This window comes from Kitasatospora sp. NPDC023118 (genome assembly GCF_055560875.1).
In genome coordinates, this window is record NZ_JBVHHW010000004.1 from 28,379 (window position 1) to 45,367 (window position 16,989).

A 16,989-nucleotide genomic window follows, 5' to 3' on the forward strand; every position below is an offset into this window, starting at 1 on the left:
TCAGACCACCCCCCGCAGGTGGTCGACCAGAGCCGCACCCCGCGCCCGGTTGACCACGGCCACCAGGTCGATCCGCACCCCGCCCGGTGGAGCGGGCGGCCATTGCGGATCGGCCGGACCGGGGTCGTACCCGGGCCCGGCGAGCCGGGCGAAATGGCCTGGCCAGCGTTCGGCCATCCAGCGCTCGGCCAGGCGTTGCAGCCGGGCGGCCTTGGCCCGGCCGATGGCCTCGCTGGGTTGTTGGAAGCCCCGCTCGGAGCGGGTCTTCACCTCGCAGACCGCGACGGTGTCGCCGTCGAGGGCGACGATGTCCAGCTCGCCCTCGACACAGCGCCAGTTGCGGTCCAGGATGCGGAGCCCGGCCTCCGCGAGGCGGCGGGCGGCGACCCGCTCCCCGTAGCGGCCGAGCCCGTTCTTGGTGTTGCGGTCCGGGCTCTTCCCGGTGCCCGCCCCGGCTGCGGCCGCGTTCGGTACGGCCTGGTCCTGCACGACGGTGTTCTGCACGGTGACCACCTCCGCCGAGGAGGCTGCACCACCGTGCGCGACGAAGCCGGGGAATTCCCTGGCCCTGTGGATAACTCGGCCCTGTGGATAACTTTTGTCACCCGCAGGAGTGAGAAGCCCCCGTCGCGCGAAATTCGGCTGGACAACGCGGGACGGAGTCGTCCAACGTCAGTTCCCGAAGCCGGGCTCGTCCGAGGGCAGCTCCAGATCGCTCTTCGCGAGTTCCTCGATGTTCACGTCCTTGAAGGTCAGCACCCGGACCTTGCGGACGAACCGGGCCGGCCGGTACATGTCCCAGACCCACGCATCCGCCATCGACACCTCGAAGAACACCTCGCCCTGGACCGAGTGCACCTGCAGCTCGTAGTCATTGGTGAGGTAGAACCGTCGCTCGGTCTCGATCACGTACTTGAACAGGCCGACGACGTCCCGGTACTCCCGGTAGAGCTTGAGCTCCATCTCGGTCTCGTACTTCTCGAGATCTTCGGCACTCATCCAGGCGTCCCCTCAACTTGTCACGTCCACCCATTGTGGACCACCGCACCCACGCTCAGAGCCGTACCGGATCGACCGGCGGGCCCTCTGCCAGCAGCCGCCCGAGGAAGTCCACCAGTCCGGCCGGATGGACCGTCTCGGCAGTCCCCCGCAGTTCCTCGACCGTCCACCAGCGCGCCGCGAGCAGCTGGGCGTGTTCGTCCTCGCCCATACCCGAGTGGTCCAGACCCGTCTCCGTGGTCCGGGCCAGGTGGAACCACTGCTCCTGCTCGTAGCGCTGTCCCTGAAAGGAGAACGACACCGTGCCGTACGCCACCAAGGGCCCCAGGTCCACACCTCGCAAGCCGGTCTCCTCCGCGAGCTCCCGTTCGGCGGCCTCGCGCACGTCCTCCCCCGGCTCCAAGCCGCCCCCGGGCGTGAACCACCACGTCTCCCCGGGCACGGCCGGATCGGCGCCCAGGAAGAGGAGGATGCGGTCCAGCCCGTCCAGCAGCAGGATCCGCGCCGCCCGGCGGCGCTGTGTTGTCACGGCAGCGCTCCACGCTCCTTCCGTACGCATCGGTGGCGCTATCGATCCTGCCACCCGACGCGTCCGTCCGGGGCGATGTTCGGCAGAGCGGCCCGGCCGTCGACGGCCGCGCTCAGGAGCTGCGCCCCCGGCGAAGCCTGCGGGCCAGGCCGGCCACCCCGCCCACCGCCGAGGTCACGACGATCAGCGCCGCGCCCGCAACGCTGGCGTAGGCGGCCGGCTCCAGCGGCCCGGGCTCGCTGGCCTTGGGGCCCGCGAAGGAGTCGAAGGCCGTGGTGCGGTCGAGCAGGCCCATCCGGCCGAAGGGCTGCAGGGTGGCCTCGACCCTGGCCTCGACCTCGGTGGTCGGGATGCTCCCGCCCTCGACCTCCAGGTGGGTGCGGGAGTCGAGCGAGCCGACCCGGTTGTCGCCGAGCAGGAACAGCCGTCCCTGCGGCACCGTCGCGCTGAACGACTCGCCCTGGCGGCCCTGGGTCGCGAGGTAGGGCTCCTCCACCGGCTGGCCGTTGACCGTCAGCCGGTGGTCACTGTCGGTGGTGGCGACGGTGTCCCCACCGACCGCGACCACCCGCTTGACCATGAGTTCCCCGCCCCAGGCCTGGTCGCGGAAGACCACCACATCGCCCCGGCCGATAGCACCGCCGTCCACCTTCCGGGCGAGCACGGTGTCCCCGGCCTGGAGGGCCGGGGACATCGAGGCGGTGGGGACCTTGTACGGCCGGTAGTCGACCGCGATGAGGGCGAAGCCGCCGATCATCAGCACCAGCCCGAGTGCGAGCGCGATGCCCTGCAGCACCGCGGCGGGCCCGCGGCGGGGAGGGGCGGGAGTGGTCGGACGGTCGGCCGACTGTTCCACGACACTGCTCATCGACACCGTCCACCTCAGGCCGACCGGAGAACACCACTGGCACGCCGGTGGCTCGGGCGCGAACGCCGACGGGCCGTGGCACGTCCGAGCAGATTACTCGTCGGTACCACGGCCCGCGCAAGAGCTGGAGACGACCCGGTGGAGCTCAGGACTCCTTCCGGCGGTCCGCCCGGGTCCCGACCCGACGCACCAGCGGAAGCAGGACGACGGCACCCACCGCACCGGCCGCGGGAGGCACCATCGGCAAGGTCTCCGCCAAGTCTTTCTGGTCGAAGGTGTCCGGCACCGGCAGCGTGGACCAGTGGCCGATCGGCCAGGCCACCACAAAGGCACGCCCGATCACGTTATCCACCGGCACGGCCCCGCCACCCGGCTGGTCCATGTGGAAACGGGAGTCCAGCGAGTCCGCGCGGTGGTCTCCCATCACCCAGATCCGGCCGTTCGGCACCCTCACCGGGCCGAAGGGCTGAGTCCCGCAGGGGGTGTTGCCCTGGTAGATGTACGGCTCGTCGAGCGCGACGCCGTTCACCATGACCGGCCCGTCGCCCTTGCACTCGACGGTGTCCCCGCCGACCGCGATGACGCGCTTGATCAGGTCCTTCTCATTGGTGGAGGGCATCAGGCCGATGAAGCTGAGCACGTCCTGGAAACCCCGGACGAAGGAGTTGTTGCTCCGCTGGGACGGCTCGTCGTTCAGCCAGCCGCCCGGGTCGTGGAACACCACGACCTCACCGCGCTCGGGCTCGGCCCCGAACCAGGGGGTCAGCTTGTCCACCAGGACGCGGTCGCCGACCTGCAGCGTGTTCTGCATCGACTCCGACGGAATGGAGAACGCCTGGACGAAGAAGGTCTTGATCACCAGCGCGAGGATCAGCGCGATGCCGATCAGGATCGGCAGCTCCTTCAGGAAGGACCGCTGCTTGTGCGGCTCGGCCGGAGCCTCCGACTCCGACTCCTCCGCCGGCTCGGTCCCCCGCCGCAGGGGCTCCGAGGAGTCCTCCGGTCCGGTGCCATGCTCGTCGGCGGTCTGAGCGGTCGTGTCATCGACCGCGGCCGAGGGCGCCGAGGAATCAGCGGACCGGGTCACCCGGCCACCGCCCGGGCGCTCGGGTTCCCCGGCGCCCGAACGGGCACCGATCACCAAATCCCCCACAACGTCTCCTCCCTGCTGTGCGGACGCCCGCGCGCCCGCGCTCAGAGTGCCGCACAGCGGGCACCACGCTCGCCACGACCATGAACGCATCAGGGCTGCCCACAAGGGGCTCCCCTGACACCAACGCGGCCTCGGCGCACAGCCGGGATCCCGGCCGCACCTGCACTTCTCTATCACTCCAAGGCATCCGGCTCGCGGTTCCACACGCGCGGCCCGGCCGTTCAACGGCCGGAGCGGCTCACTCGGGAGGCCGTCCCCGGTCGGCGAATGACGAGCGGCAGGATGCCCAACAAACCCATAACGAGCGGAGGTTGCATTGGAACCGGCCCAACGCCCATCGATTTCGGCGCAGTTCCGCCGGGCGGCGAAGCCCCGGCAAGAGAGGAGAGTGAACTCGGCTCATCGAGTTGATGGAAGCGGTCCAGCGGCCAGGCGATCACGAACGCGCGACCGACCACACCGCTCAGCGGGATGGTCCCCTGCCCCGGATTGCCCATGTGGAAGCGGGAGTCGGCGGAGACGTCGCGGTGGTCACCCATGACCCACAGGCGCCCCTTCGGCACCGTCACCTTGAAGGGCTGCCGGGACGGCGGGTTGCCCGACGCGAGGTACGGCTCCGCCACCGCGCGGCCGTCGACGCTGAGCCGGCCCTGCGGGTCGCAGCACTCGACGGTATCCCCGCCGACACCGATGACGCGCTTGATCAGGTCCTGCTCGTTGTCGGACGGCAACAGCCCGACGAAGGTCAGTACGTGTTTGGCCGCGCCCAGCACCGGACCGTCGTCGGACGGCTTGTGATCGTTCTCCAGCCAGCCGCCCGGGTCCTTGAACACCACCACATCGCCGCGCTGCGGCTCACTGCCGAACCAGGGGGTCAACTTGTCCACCAGCACCCGGTCCCCGACCTGGATGGTCTGCTCCATCGAGCCCGAGGGGATCACGAAGACCTGGATCAGGAAGGTCTTGATCACCAGCGCCACCAGCAGCGCCACCAGGATGATCAGCGGGAACTCGCGCAGCAGCGAGCGCTTGCGCCGACGGGCCGCGCGTCGGGCGCTGCGGCGGCGCTCGGCGCGGCGGCGCTCGGCACGGCGGCGCTCGGCACGGCGGCGGACCGGCGGGGCAGGGTCGGGCCCGGCACCGCCCGGTCCGGTGTCACCTTGCTCCGGGGCCGGATGGTCGGCGACCCGCCCCCTACCTCTGGTCCCCATGACCACCCGTCCCCGCAATCGCAGCGAAGGCCGCAGGCCGGTCCAGGCCGGTCCAGCGCGAGAACGGGTAGACCAGCCAGTCCGCCCGGCCGATCACCTTGTCCTCGGGCACGAAGCCTCCGCCGGGCTCGCCGAGGTGGTCGCGGGAGTCCCGGGAGGCGCTCCGGTGGTCGCCCAGCACGAACAGCTTGCCGGCCGGCACCACGATGTCGAAGGCCACGTCGGACGGCTGGTCGCCCGGGTCCAGGTAGGAGGTCTCGTCGACCGGCACGCCGTTGACGGTGATCGGCTTGCCCGGGCCGGTGCTGGTCACCCGGTCTCCGCCGACGCCGATCACGCGCTTGACGTAGAGCGTGTCCCCGGCCGGGGCGAGCCCGAGGTCCCGGCCGAGCGAACGAAGGTTGTCCCAGAAGCCCGGCTGCACGGCCGACTCGGGGAGGAAGGAGCCCGTCCCGTCGAAGACCACGACATCGCCCCGCTGGGGGTGGCCACCGAAGGCGTAGGCGAGCTGGTTGGCGATCAGCCGGTCACCGGGCCGCAGGGTGTCCTCCATCGAGCCGGAGGGCACCGTGAACGGACGGGCGACGAAGGCGTTCACCAGGAGCACGGCCGCCAAGCAGATACCGACCAACAACAACAGGTCCCGCGACCGCGGGTGCCCGGACTCCTCGTCCGGCTCCTCGCCCTCGCCTTCGCCCGGCTCCGCACCCTCGTGCCGCTGCTCGCCCTCACACGAGTCCTCGGCCTCACGCGGCTCCTCGGCGAGGACACCGGTACCGACGCTGACACCCGCACCCGCAGCAGAAACCGCCGCGGAAGCCTCCCCCGAAACACCCCCGGAAACGACCGCGGACCGCGACAGCGAGTCCGCACCGGTGGGTGCGGGAATGCCGTCGCGGTCCGCGGGTGGTTCGTGCGTGCTCATCGGGGGCTGAGCTTACCTTGCGGCCGCCCGGCCCTTCAGAGCGCTCCGATCCCCCGGCGTGGCCGGGGGCCGGTGGATCAGCGGTCGCGCTTCTCCTTGATCTTCGCGGCCTTGCCGCGGAGGTCACGCAGGTAGTACAGCTTGGCGCGGCGAACCGCACCGCGGGTCACGACCTCGATCTTCTCGACGACCGGGGTGTGCACCGGGAAGGTGCGCTCCACGCCGACGTTGAAGCTGACCTTGCGGACGGTGAAGGTCTCACCGACACCGGCGCCGTGGCGACGGATGACGACGCCCTGGAAGACCTGGACACGGGAGCGGTTGCCCTCGATGACCCGGACGTGGACCTTCAGGGTGTCACCGGCGCGGAAGGCCGGGATGTCGCTACGCAGCGAGGCCGCGTCGACAGCAGCGAGCTTGTTGCTCATGTTGCTCTCCATCGCAGGCGCCACGGGCCGCCCACGGAAGTTCGTCACAATGGGGTCTGCTGCGGGCCGCGTCGGCTGACGGCGATCCCCCCGTGGCGGGGGCGCCGGTCCACGTGCCCCCTACGGGAGGGGACCAGCGACAGACAGCAGCCGCCTATTCTTCCACACCACCGGCCACGGACCGAAATCGGCCGAGCTCCTCGTCCCAGGCCAGGCCCAGGGCGCTGAGCGCCTGGCGGTCCTTCTTGTCGAAGGCGCCGTACTGCCAGCGCTCGACCAGGTCGGGCCGGTTGGCCAGGGTGCGGGCGAAGGCCTGCTCCCGGCGCCAACGGGCGATCTTGCCGTGGTTGCCGCTGAGCAGCACGTCCGGCACGGTCCGGCCGCGCCACTCGGCGGGCTTGGTGAAGACCGGGCCCTCCAGCAGGTCGGCCATCGCGCCGGGGGCGAAGGAGTCGTCCCGGTGGGACTCGGCGTTGCCGAGCACGCCGGGCAGCAGCCGGGCGATCGCCTCGACCATCACCAGCACCGCGACCTCGCCGCCGGCCAGCACGTAGTCGCCGATCGAGGCCTCGACCACTGGCATCCGGGTGGCCGCCTCCTCGATCACCCGGCGGTCGATGCCCTCGTACCGCGCGGGGGTGAACGCCAGCCAGGGGCGGCCGGCCAGCTCCTGGGCGAGCTCCTGGGTGAACGGGCGCCCGCTCGGGGTGGGCACGACCAGCGTGGGCAGCTCGCCCTCGGGTCCGCCGGCGACGACCGCGTCCAGCGCCTCGCCCCACGGCTCGGGCTTCATCACCATGCCGGGGCCGCCGCCGTACGGGCTGTCGTCCACCGTGCGGTGCACGTCGTGGGTCCACTCGCGCAGGTCGTGGACGTGCACGTCCAGCTGGCCTCGGGCGCGGGCCTTGCCGACCAGCGAGATGTTCAGCGGCTCCAGGTACTCGGGGAAGATCGTGACGACGTCGATCCGCATCCCGGACTGGACGCCCGCAGCGGCATCCCGGCCGGAGCCCGGACCGGCTCCCGGACCGGCATCGGGAACGACACCCGGCCCGTCGACCTGAGGGGTCTGCTCGCCGGTCACTCCGACTCCCCCGGCTTCGCCGAATCACCGGACTCGCCGGACCCGCCCGCCTCGCCGGGCTCAGCCGACGCCTCAGCCGCCGCACCGGCGACCTCGGCCTGCTCGGGGTCGATCAGCCCGGCCGGCGGGGTGATCACGGCCCGCTGGTTCTCCAGGTCGATGGTCGGCACGATCTGGCTGACGAAGGGCACCAGCACCTCCGTCCCGTCGGCCTTCTTCACCGTGAGCAGGTCCTGGTACGGGAGGTGGACCACCTCGGTCAGCTCGCCGACCGGGGTGCCGTCGAGCAGCACCACGTCGAGGCCGATCAGCTGGTGGTCGTAGTACTCCTCCGGGTCCTCGGGCCGCTCCTCCGGGTCGACCTCGGAGATGAGCAGGGTGCCCCGCAGCGCCTCGGCCGCGTTGCGGTCCTTGACGCCGGCGAAGCGCAGCAGCAGTCGGCCGCTGTGTACCCGGCCGGACTCGATGGTCAGCGGTCCGGCCGAGGCCGGGTCGGTGAGCAGGACGGCACCGGGGCCGAGCCGGAGTTCCGGCTCGTCGGTGCGGACCTCGACACTGACGTCCCCCCTGATGCCGTGGGCGCGGCCGATCCTGCCGACGACGAGCTGCACGGTGATCGTTCTCCTGGAGTTGCTGAGCGAGAGGGCAGAGACAGGTAAGCAGAGCAGCCGGCACGTGGCGGCGCGTGGCACACGCGCCGCGGGAGCCAGCAAAAAAGGCCGACCGGGACGACATGCGTCCCGGTCGGCCTCAAGCCCGACGGCTGAACGAGCAGCTGCGTCAGCGAATGTTGTCCACGTCGACCAGGTCGACCCGGACGTTGCGACCGCCGAGGGCGCCGACCACGGTGCGCAGAGCGCGCGCCGTGCGGCCGCCCCGGCCGATCACCTTGCCGAGGTCATCGGGGTGCACTCGCACCTCGATGGTGTTGCCCCGACGCAGGTTGCGCGAGCGCACCTGCACCTCGTCGGGGTGCTCGACGATGCCCTTCACCAAGTGGTCGAGGGCGTCCTCGATCACGATCAGGCCTCGGCGGCGGCGTCGGCCTCAGCCTCGGCCTTGTCCGACTTCTTGGCCTTCGGGGTGATGGCGACACCGGTGGTGGCGTCCTCGAAGCCGGCGACGGCCTTGGCGAACAGGTGCGAGAAGTCCTCGACCTTCGGCTCGGCGACCTTCAGCGGCTCCGGAGCCGGCAGGCCCTTGAACTTCTGCCAGTCGCCGGTCAGCTTCAGGATGGCGAGCACCGGCTCGGTCGGCTGGGCGCCGACGGACAGCCAGTACTGGGCGCGGTCGCTGTCGACCTCGATCTTCGAGGGGTTGTAGGTCGGCTGGTAGATGCCGATCTCCTCGATCGCGCGACCGTCACGCTTGGTGCGGGCGTCGGCGACGACGATGCGGTAGTGCGGGGAGCGAATCTTGCCGAGACGCTTCAGCTTGATCTTGACTGCCACGGGAGTGGATTCTCCTGGTGTTGACGTGGGTGAGCGTCCTCGCCATCCGCGTGGGGTTGCGGGGCGGGGCGTTCAAGGGACACGCCAGCCGTAGGAGAGAGGGGTCCTGCCCGGCTGCCGAGTACTCAGCTGTCCATTCTGCCATACCGGCGAGGACGGTCTTCACCCGACCTCCGCGGACTGAGCTGCTCAGAGCACCGGGGACAGTGGCACTCAAGGCCCGGAACCCAAGGTTCAGGGCTCGACCGGGAGCCCCCGCTCCCGGTCACAGCCCACAGACTCACCGACTCCGACCGTCCGATCATCCCGGTCGCACCGACTGCCCGCACAGTCGCCGACCGGTCCCGGCCGACCGGTTACGCGATCTTGAACGGCTGCTGGCACGCGCCGCAGACGATGGACGCCTGCGCCAGCACGGACGGCACGACCCGGACGTTGCGTCCGCAGCCGCAGACCGCCTTGACCCGGACGCCGCCGCCGGAGGACCCGTGCCGGGCGGCCGGGCCGCGGAAGGCTCGGTTGGCGCCGTCGCCGGCCACCGCTTCCTGGTGCGCGCCGAGGGCGCGGTCCAGGCGCTCGATGGTCTCGGCGTAGCGCTCCTGCGTCTCCTTGAGCATGGTCACCTGGGAGAAGCCGCTGCTAGCGTGCGGCTCGACCGGGTGCGCCAGGCCCAGCTCGGAGGCGAGCATCAGGAAGCGCCGGTTGTGGTAGCGGCCCGCGCGCGAGGTGTCCCGGATGTCCCGGGCCGCGGCCAGACCGTGGGCAGCCTCGTGGAGGAGCCGCTCGAAACCGAGCCGCGTGCCACAGGCCGAGGAGGACTCGCCGATCAGGGCCTCGGGCGAGGCCAGGTCCGGGAGGTCCTGGTGGTAGGCCTGGATGTCACTCCAGGCGGCGGCCAGTTCGGCCGCGAGGACGAGGGGCTGTGTCGTGCTCACGCTAGACCAACGATGCAGGGCGAGCCGATGTTCCGCATGTTCCCGTTCTCCGGGAATTCCCAGGGAACTCCCAGGAATGCGCGACTGTGCGCGAATTGCGCGTTCCGGATCTGACGCAAGACCAACCCCCTGCCGGTTTCGGCCCGCCGCAGAGTCGACGGGCCTCGTGAATTCCGTCCGAGGGGCGGGCTGTCGCCCCAGGGACGTACGGCCCGTGGACCCGCCGAAGTTGACAGGGCCACGGGCCGTACACCGTACCGCTATTCCGTTAATACCGGCAGTTGACCGGCCAGTAGGGATGTCGGGTGTCGGTGGTCCCCCGGGAGCGTTACCGGATTCTTACCAATCCGCATTCCGGGCAAATGTCGCCGCTAACGGTCATCGCCTGCGGGTGACAGGCATCAGTACGCACGCGCGACGATCGCGATATTGCCCTCCTGGTCGTCCGACTGCGGCACCGAACCGTCGGCCGCGACGATGCAGCGCACCGTGACGCCCTGCTCGGACAGCTTGGCCTCGCCCTCCGGGCCGAGGTCGGCCCAGGAGATCCGGCCCCAGCCGGTCGCGGCGGCCTCGACGGCCTCGTCGAGGGTCTTGACGTCGACGGTGCGGGCCTCGCGACGCTCGCGGGACTGGCGCAGCAGCAGCGCCTGGTCCTCCTCCAGGATGCCCGGCAGCAGCGCGGCCAGGGCGTCGATGGCGACCGGCTCCTTGCCGCCCGGGATGCGGCGGGCCAGCATCGCGGTGCCGTTCTCCAGGTCGCGCGGGCCGACCTCGATGCGCAGCGGAACGCCCTTGAGCTCCCAGTCGACGGCGCGGCGGCCGAACGGGGTGTCGGTGCGGTCGTCGACGACGGTCCGGATGCCGGCCGCCTCCAGCGCGGCACCGATCTCGCGGACCTTGGCGATGACGGCGTCGTCGCCCTTGATGGCCAGCACGACGGCCTGGACCGCGGCCAGGCGCGGGGGCACCCGCAGGCCGTTGTCGTCGCCGTGGGACATGATCAGGCCGCCGACCATGCGGGTCGAGACGCCCCAGGAGGTCTGCCAGACGTGCTCGCGCTCGGCGCCCTGCAGCTGGTAGGTGGTGTTGAACGCCTTGGCGAAGTTCTGGCCCAGCTCGTGGCTGGTGCCCATCTGCAGGGCCTTGCCGTCGCCCATCATGCCCTCGAGGGTGAGGGTGTTGATGGCGCCGGCGAAGCGCTCCTTGGCGGTCTTGCGGCCGAGGACGACGTCGATGCCGAGCACATTGGTCATGAAGTCGCCGTAGACCTGGGTGTGGATCATCGACGCGTACTCACGGGCGTCCTCGTAGGTGGCGTGGGCGGTGTGCCCCTCCTGCCAGAGGAACTCGGTGGTGCGCAAGAAGACGCGCGGGCGCAGCTCCCAACGGACCACGTTGGCCCACTGGTTGATCAGCAGCGGCAGGTCGCGGTGGCTCTGCACCCACTTGGAGAAGTACTCGTTGATGATCGTCTCGGAGGTCGGCCGGACGACGACCGGCTCCTCCAACTGCTTGCCGCCGCCGTGGGTGACCACCGCGAGCTCGGGCGCGAAGCCCTCGACGTGCTCGGCTTCCTTGGTCAGGTAGGACTGCGGGATGAACATCGGGAAGTAGGCGTTCTGCGCGCCCGCCTTCTTGATGCGCGCGTCCATCTCCTGCTGCATCCGCTCCCACAGGCCGTAGCCGTACGGTCGGATGACCATGGTGCCGCGCACCGGACCGTTGTCGGCCAGCTCGGCCTTGTTGATGAGGTCCTGGTACCAGCGGGGGAAGTCTTCCGCCTGGGGGGTGAGAACGGGTGCCTTAGCCATGGGCCGAATCGTACGGGGCGCGGCCCTCCGGTTTCGAATCGGTATCACACCCGCGGCAGTGGTACGGCACCCGCAGGGGGCGCACGACCGCGACACGCGCGCACCACCCTGCACCCCTCTGGACGCCGGGCCCGACCCGCTGTTCGCTGGAGTGGGGCGGGACTTTGGGGGAGCCGTAGCAGCACACCGAAGGACCGGATGGGAGGCCGCGATGGCTTCAGCTCGGACGACCGGCACGACCGTACGACCAACAGGCGCACGATCGCACCACCCGCAGCCCGGGGCCGCCGCGCCCGCGCGGGCGCGCGACTGGGCGGAGATCCAGGAACGCATGCTGGTACCGCTCTACGAGGCGGTGTACGACCGCCTGGAGGTCGGCCCGGCGAGCAGCGTGCTGGGACTGGGCTGCCGGTCCGGACTGGCCCTGCTGCTGGCGGCCGGACGGGGCGCCCAGGTCGCCGGGCAGGAGCCGCGGGACGAGCTGCGCGAGCTGGCCCGCAACCGTCGGCTGCGGGTGTGTGCCGGGTCCCGGCCGACCGCCGCCGTCCCCCGCTCGGCCCATTCCCTGGTGACCGTTTTCGACCAGCTGCCCGGCGCCGCCGAGCCCCGCGCGGTGGTCGCCGAGGCGGCCGGGCTCACCCTTCCGGGCGGGCACGTGGTGCTCGCCGCCTGGGGTCCGCCGGAGCGCTGCCAGAGCGCCCCGGTGCTGGACGTGGCCCGCCGGAGGGCGGGCCGGACCACCGCGCGCGACCCGTTCGAGCTGAGCGCGCCCGGCACGCTGGAGGACCTGCTCGCCCCGGCCGGCCTGCGCCCGGCCGGCAGCGGCCGCGTGAGCTGCCCGTTCGCCTACCCGGACCTCGACAGCGCGGTCCGCGGCCTGCTCTCCACCGGGCTGTTCGAGGCGGCCGAGGAGTTCTCCGGCGCCTCGCTGGTGGCCAAGGAGCTGGAGGAGGCGCTGCAGCCGTACCTGCGCCCGGACGACACGGTCCGGATGGAGAACGTCTTCCGCTACCTGGTCGCCGAACGGCCGCGGTAGGGCGTTCGCAGAGAACGACCGCGCCAGGACCAGGCGGAGACGGAACCGGGCGGGAACGGAACCGATCGGAAACGGAAGCCGGACAACGGAAACCGGGGGCGCCCGCCATCTCGGCGAGCGCCCCCGGCACCGACTTCACGCCTGGTCGAGCGCCTTCCCGTCCGACCCGCCGTCCCCGTGCCCGTGCCCGTCCCCGTTCCCGTCCCTACCCGAGCCCGAGGCGGAAGCCGAGCCCGAGCCCGAAGCCGGCTCCGCATCCGAGTCCGAGGCCTCCCGCGGCACCCCCGCCGCCCGGTACGCCGCCTCCTCGTCCAGCGTCTCCGCCTCCAGCAGCGCCGCCGCCAGCGCGTCCAGCCGGTGCCGCTGCTCGGTCAGCAGCCGCACCGCGTCCTCGTAGCACTCGGCGACGATCCGCCGGGCCTCCTCGTCCACCGCGTCCAGCGTGGTCGGCGCGGCCGAGAGCCCGTACGCGCCCTGCGCGTCCGCGGGCACGGCAGTGAGCCGCCCGACCCGCTCGCTCATCCCCCATCGCCCGGCCATCCCGCGCGCGATGTTGGTGACCTGCTCCAGGTCGCTCTCCGCGCCGGTGGTGATCACCCCGTAGACGACCTGCTCGGCCGCCATCCCGCCGAGTGCGCCGATAATCCGGCCGCGCAGGTAGGGCTCGGTGTACGAGTAGCGGTCGTTCTCCGGGGTGGAGAGGGTGACGCCGAGCGCGCGGCCGCGCGGCACGATGGTGATCTTGCGGACCGGGTCCGCACCGGGCTGGAGCATGCCCAGCAGCGCGTGCCCGCTCTCGTGGTACGCCGTCCGCTCGCGCTCCTCCTGGGGCATCACCAGCGGCCGCACGGCGCCGAGTTGGACCTTCTCCAGGGCGTCCGAGAGGTCCCGCTCGTTGACCGCGTCCTGCTTGCGCTTGACGGCCAACAGGGCGGCCTCGTTGACCAGGTTGGCGAGTTCGGCGCCGGTCATTCCGGGCGTGACCTTGGCCAGCTGGGTGAGGTCGGTGCCGCCGGCCAGCGGGACGGTCCGGGTGTGGATGCGCAGGATGGCGGCGCGGCCCTCCCGGTCGGGCGGGCTGACGGTGATCCGCCGGTCGAAGCGGCCGGGGCGCAGCAGCGCCGGGTCGAGCACGTCCGCCCGGTTGGTCGCGGCGATCACGATGACGCCCTCGGAGCCGGAGAAGCCGTCCATCTCGGTGAGGATCTGGTTGAGCGTCTGCTCGCGCTCGTCGTGCCCGCCCATGCCGCCGCCGGCGCCGCGCTGGCGGCCGATGGTGTCGATCTCGTCGATGAAGATGATCGCCGGGGCGACCTTGCGGGCCTCGGCGAACAGTTCGCGCACCCGGCTGGCGCCGACGCCGACGATCATCTCGATGAACTCGGAGGCGGAGGCGGAGAAGAACGGCACGTCCGCCTCTCCGGCCACGGCCCGGGCCAGCAGGGTCTTGCCAGTCCCGGGCGGGCCGCTGAGCAGCACCCCGCGCGGCATCTTGGCGCCGAGCCTGCGGTACCGGTCGGGGTTCTTCAAGTAGTCGACCACCTCGGTGAGTTCGGCCTCGACCTCGTCGATGCCGGCCACGTCGGCGAAGGTGGTGCGCTTGCCCTGCTCGGCGGTGACCGGCTTGGGCGGGGCCTTGCGGCCGAGCGGCCCGGCACCGAGGCCGCCGGCCATCCGGCGGGCGAGCAGCACCCAGATGAAGACCAGCAGCAGCATCGGGGCGAGCGAGAGCAGCAGGTTGGTGAGGAAGCTGCGCTGCTGCACCGGCGAGGTCGCGGTCACCTCGACGCCCTGCTGCTGCAGGGTGGCCCACAGGTTGTCACCCGCGAAGGAGGGGCGCTGGGTGTCGAACTCGGTGTAGCTGCCCTTGCCGCCGTCCGGTTTGGGCTGGGCGCTCTTGAGGGTGCCCTCGATCGCGTCGCCCTTGGAGTAGATCTTGGTGATGTTTCCCTTGTTCAACTGGTTGTTGAACTCGGTGTAGGAGATCGTGGTGGCGCCCTCGTTGCCGAAGAACGACAACAGCAGGTCGGAGATCAGGAACACCACGAGTGCGGTGAGGACGAGGCCCGCCCAGCCGCCGGGCATCCGGCGTCGGGGCGGCGGCGGGGGTGGGGCGCCCTCGGACCGCCAGGGCTGGTCGGGGGTCTGGCGCGGCGGCGCGGGTTCGGTCACCCACCGGACGATACGGACAGGTGCTCGGACGAGCCAACCGCAACGCCGCGCCCCATCGGCCGTACGGCCGCGCCGGAGCCCGCGCCCCCGGCGGCTATGCCGCGGTGCCCGGCCATTCCTCGGCGGTCAGCGCGAAGCGCTCGTGGTCGCGCCAGTCCCCCTGCAGGAACAGCATCCGCGGCGTGAAGCCCTCGTGCCGGAAGCCCAGCCGCTTGGCCATCGCGATCGAGCGCTCGTTCTCCGGCTGCACGTTGATCTCCAGCCGGTGCAGGCCCAGCCCGCCGGCCGACTGCGGAGCGAAGCAGCGTTCCAGGACCAGCCGCAGGCCCTCGGTCATCCGCCCGGTGCCGGCGAACGGCAAGTACGAGTCGTAGCCCAGCGCGCCGTTGCAGAACCGGCCCATCACGATGTTGGCGACGTTCACCTTGCCGACCAGCCCGCCGGAGTCCCGGTCGAAGATCAGGAAAGTGCGCAGGCCCGGCCCCTGGCGCTCCAGCAGTTCCGGCAGCCCGTCCGGCTCGACCGGGTTCCACCGCCCGATGTGCTCGGCGGACCGGCGGACCGCCTCGGCGTACACAGCCTCGTCCTCGGCCCTCGGGGCCCTGATCATCACTCGCACGCCAACATCATCAGACATGGCAGCATCATCGGACATATGAACGGCCCGCCGCCCGGAGATCACCGAACGACGGGCCGATCAGAACGGCTCAGGACCGACCGAAGCCGATCAGAACGGCTCAGGCCGAACAGGCCGGGCCGAGGACCGAGGACTACAGCAGGTCCTTGAACTCCTTGGGCAGCTCGAAGTCGGCCGGGCCCTTGCCCGCACCGAGGCCGAACGCGCCGCCATCGGCGGGCCCCTGGCCGGCGCCCGGGCCGAGCGCCCGGCGCTCGGCGGCCGCGGCCTCCTCCTGGGCGCGCTTCAGCGGGTTGCCGCTCTTCCGCTTGCCCTTGGCCTGCGGAGCCTTCTTGGCGGACTTCTTCGCGCCGCCGCCCATGCCCGGGATCCCCGGCATGCCGGGCATGCCCTTGCCGGAGGCCATCGCGGACATCATCTTGCGGGCGTCGAAGAACCTCTCGACCAGGTTCTTCACCTCGCCGACCTGGACACCCGAACCCTTGGCGATGCGGGCCCGGCGGGAGCCGTTGATCAGCTCCGGCTCGGCGCGCTCGGCCGGGGTCATCGACTTGATGATCGCGCCGACCCGGTTGACGTCCTTGTCGTCGATGTTGTTGATCTGCTCGCGGATCTGGCCCATGCCGGGCAGCATGCCGAGCAGCTTGGAGATGGAGCCCATCTTCTGGACCTGCTCCAGCTGCGACAGGAAGTCGTCCAGGGTGAACTGCTTCGGGCCGCCGCGCAGCTTGGCGGCGATCTTCTCGGCCTCGGCCTGCGAGAAGGTCTGCTCGGCCTTCTCGATCAGCGAGAGGACGTCACCCATGCCCAGGATGCGCGAGGCCATCCGGTCCGGGTGGAAGGCGTCGAAGTCGTCGACCTTCTCGCCGTTGGAGGCGAACATGACCTGTCGGCCGGTGACGTGCGCGACCGACAGGGCGGCACCGCCGCGGGCGTCGCCGTCGAGCTTGGAGAGCACCACACCGGTGAAGTCGACGCCGTCGAGGAAGGCCTGCGCGGTGGTGACCGCGTCCTGACCGATCATCGCGTCGACGACGAACAGGACCTCGTCCGGGTTCACCGCGGCGCGGATGTCGGCGGCCTGCTGCATCAGCTCGGCGTCGATGCCCAGGCGGCCGGCGGTGTCGACGATGACGACGTCGTACTGCTTCTGCTTGGCGTACTCGATCGAGTCCTTGGCGACCTGCACCGGGTCGCCGACGCCGTTGCCCGGCTGCGGGCCGTAGAAGGCCACGCCGGCCCGCTCGGCGACCACCTGGAGCTGGTTGACCGCGTTGGGGCGCTGGAGGTCACAGGCGACCAGCAGCGGGGTGTGCTTCTGGCTCTTCAGCCAGAAGCCGAGCTTGCCCGCGAGGGTGGTCTTACCGGCACCCTGCAGACCGGCGAGCATGATGACCGTCGGGCCGTTCTTGGCGAACCGCACCCGGCGGGTCTCGCCACCGAGGATCGCGATGAGCTCCTCGTTGACGATCTTGATGATCTGCTGCGCCGGGTTCAGCGCGCCGGAGACCTCGGCGCCGAGCGCCCGCTCCTTGACCTGCTTGATGAAGGCCCGGACGACCGGCAGCGCGACGTCCGCCTCCAGCAGCGCGATGCGGATCTCGCGGGCGGTGGCGTCGATGTCCGCCTCGCTCAGGCGGCCCTTGCCCCGGAGGTTCTTGAACGTCGCTGCGAGGCGATCGGAAAGGGTGTCGAACACGTCGGCGCGGGTCCTCTGCGGCATCGGTATCGGTACGGTCGTCGTCCC

18 protein-coding genes are annotated in these 16,989 nt (G+C 71.2%); 1 reads left to right on the forward strand and 17 read right to left on the reverse strand.

The window, feature by feature from the left end; genetic code table 11:
• The 14 genes from ACZ3UD_RS06440 to proS all read right to left on the reverse strand — a co-directional run bounded on the left by ACZ3UD_RS06440 (nucleotide 1) and on the right by proS (nucleotide 11,397).
• Nucleotides 1-504, reverse strand: a complete 504-nt coding sequence (locus tag ACZ3UD_RS06440) for a YraN family protein (RefSeq protein ID WP_402951483.1) — start codon at nucleotides 502-504, stop codon at nucleotides 1-3.
• 168 nt (nucleotides 505-672) lie between these two features.
• Nucleotides 673-999, reverse strand: coding sequence for a DUF2469 domain-containing protein (locus ACZ3UD_RS06445; protein ID WP_030306725.1), 327 nt, complete (start codon nucleotides 997-999; stop codon nucleotides 673-675).
• Nucleotides 1,000-1,054: 55 nt separating this feature from the next.
• Complete coding sequence (locus tag ACZ3UD_RS06450) at nucleotides 1,055-1,528, reverse strand: NUDIX hydrolase (protein WP_465582922.1); 474 nt, start codon at nucleotides 1,526-1,528, stop codon at nucleotides 1,055-1,057.
• 112 nt (nucleotides 1,529-1,640) lie between these two features.
• On the reverse strand, nucleotides 1,641-2,396 hold the full coding sequence (gene lepB, locus ACZ3UD_RS06455) for a signal peptidase I (protein WP_465582924.1): 756 nt from the start codon (nucleotides 2,394-2,396) through the stop codon (nucleotides 1,641-1,643).
• Nucleotides 2,397-2,541: 145 nt separating this feature from the next.
• On the reverse strand, nucleotides 2,542-3,549 hold the full coding sequence (gene lepB, locus ACZ3UD_RS06460) for a signal peptidase I (protein ID WP_465582927.1): 1,008 nt from the start codon (nucleotides 3,547-3,549) through the stop codon (nucleotides 2,542-2,544).
• 221 nt (nucleotides 3,550-3,770) lie between these two features.
• The gene (gene lepB, locus ACZ3UD_RS06465; protein ID WP_465582929.1) at nucleotides 3,771-4,760 is read right to left on the reverse strand and encodes a signal peptidase I; all 990 of its coding nucleotides are present in this window, start codon (nucleotides 4,758-4,760) and stop codon (nucleotides 3,771-3,773) included.
• Nucleotides 4,744-5,685, reverse strand: coding sequence for a signal peptidase I (gene lepB, locus ACZ3UD_RS06470; protein WP_465582931.1), 942 nt, complete (start codon nucleotides 5,683-5,685; stop codon nucleotides 4,744-4,746). Before lepB (ACZ3UD_RS06470) ends, lepB (ACZ3UD_RS06465) begins: the two co-directional genes overlap by 17 nt.
• Before the next feature lie 77 nt (nucleotides 5,686-5,762).
• Nucleotides 5,763-6,113 carry a 50S ribosomal protein L19 gene (rplS, locus tag ACZ3UD_RS06475; protein ID WP_063347674.1) on the reverse strand — a complete coding sequence of 117 codons (351 nt, stop codon included), beginning with the start codon at nucleotides 6,111-6,113 and terminating at the stop codon, nucleotides 5,763-5,765.
• 154 nt (nucleotides 6,114-6,267) lie between these two features.
• Complete coding sequence (gene trmD, locus ACZ3UD_RS06480; protein ID WP_465583630.1) at nucleotides 6,268-7,086, reverse strand: tRNA (guanosine(37)-N1)-methyltransferase TrmD; 819 nt, start codon at nucleotides 7,084-7,086, stop codon at nucleotides 6,268-6,270.
• Between the two features lie 107 nt (nucleotides 7,087-7,193).
• The gene (gene rimM / locus ACZ3UD_RS06485) at nucleotides 7,194-7,808 is read right to left on the reverse strand and encodes a ribosome maturation factor RimM (RefSeq protein ID WP_465582934.1); all 615 of its coding nucleotides are present in this window, start codon (nucleotides 7,806-7,808) and stop codon (nucleotides 7,194-7,196) included.
• Between the two features lie 169 nt (nucleotides 7,809-7,977).
• Nucleotides 7,978-8,217 (reverse strand): RNA-binding protein, encoded by a 240-nt coding sequence (locus ACZ3UD_RS06490; protein ID WP_030056773.1) that lies wholly within the window; start codon nucleotides 8,215-8,217, stop codon nucleotides 7,978-7,980.
• Nucleotides 8,218-8,219: 2 nt separating this feature from the next.
• Entirely contained in the window at nucleotides 8,220-8,648 is a 429-nt protein-coding gene (gene rpsP, locus ACZ3UD_RS06495) for a 30S ribosomal protein S16 (protein WP_196946892.1), read from the reverse strand.
• A gap of 356 nt (nucleotides 8,649-9,004) precedes the next feature.
• Complete coding sequence (locus tag ACZ3UD_RS06500) at nucleotides 9,005-9,583, reverse strand: hypothetical protein (RefSeq protein ID WP_350741716.1); 579 nt, start codon at nucleotides 9,581-9,583, stop codon at nucleotides 9,005-9,007.
• A 401-nt stretch (nucleotides 9,584-9,984) separates the two neighbouring features.
• The gene (proS, locus tag ACZ3UD_RS06505) at nucleotides 9,985-11,397 is read right to left on the reverse strand and encodes a proline--tRNA ligase (RefSeq protein ID WP_465582938.1); all 1,413 of its coding nucleotides are present in this window, start codon (nucleotides 11,395-11,397) and stop codon (nucleotides 9,985-9,987) included.
• Between the two features lie 211 nt (nucleotides 11,398-11,608).
• Here proS and ACZ3UD_RS06510 point away from each other — a divergent pair, with 211 nt between their 5' ends.
• The gene (locus ACZ3UD_RS06510; protein WP_465582941.1) at nucleotides 11,609-12,433 is read left to right on the forward strand and encodes a class I SAM-dependent methyltransferase; all 825 of its coding nucleotides are present in this window, start codon (nucleotides 11,609-11,611) and stop codon (nucleotides 12,431-12,433) included.
• A gap of 135 nt (nucleotides 12,434-12,568) precedes the next feature.
• On the opposite strand, the gene ftsH is transcribed toward ACZ3UD_RS06510, so the two are convergent.
• The 3 genes from ftsH to ffh all read right to left on the reverse strand — a co-directional run bounded on the left by ftsH (nucleotide 12,569) and on the right by ffh (nucleotide 16,941).
• The gene (gene ftsH / locus ACZ3UD_RS06515) at nucleotides 12,569-14,605 is read right to left on the reverse strand and encodes an ATP-dependent zinc metalloprotease FtsH (protein ID WP_465582943.1); all 2,037 of its coding nucleotides are present in this window, start codon (nucleotides 14,603-14,605) and stop codon (nucleotides 12,569-12,571) included.
• A gap of 94 nt (nucleotides 14,606-14,699) precedes the next feature.
• Nucleotides 14,700-15,242, reverse strand: coding sequence for a GNAT family N-acetyltransferase (locus tag ACZ3UD_RS06520; protein WP_465582946.1), 543 nt, complete (start codon nucleotides 15,240-15,242; stop codon nucleotides 14,700-14,702).
• A gap of 133 nt (nucleotides 15,243-15,375) precedes the next feature.
• Nucleotides 15,376-16,941 carry a signal recognition particle protein gene (gene ffh / locus ACZ3UD_RS06525; RefSeq protein ID WP_402951544.1) on the reverse strand — a complete coding sequence of 522 codons (1,566 nt, stop codon included), beginning with the start codon at nucleotides 16,939-16,941 and terminating at the stop codon, nucleotides 15,376-15,378.
• Between the last annotated feature and the right edge of the window lie 48 nt (nucleotides 16,942-16,989).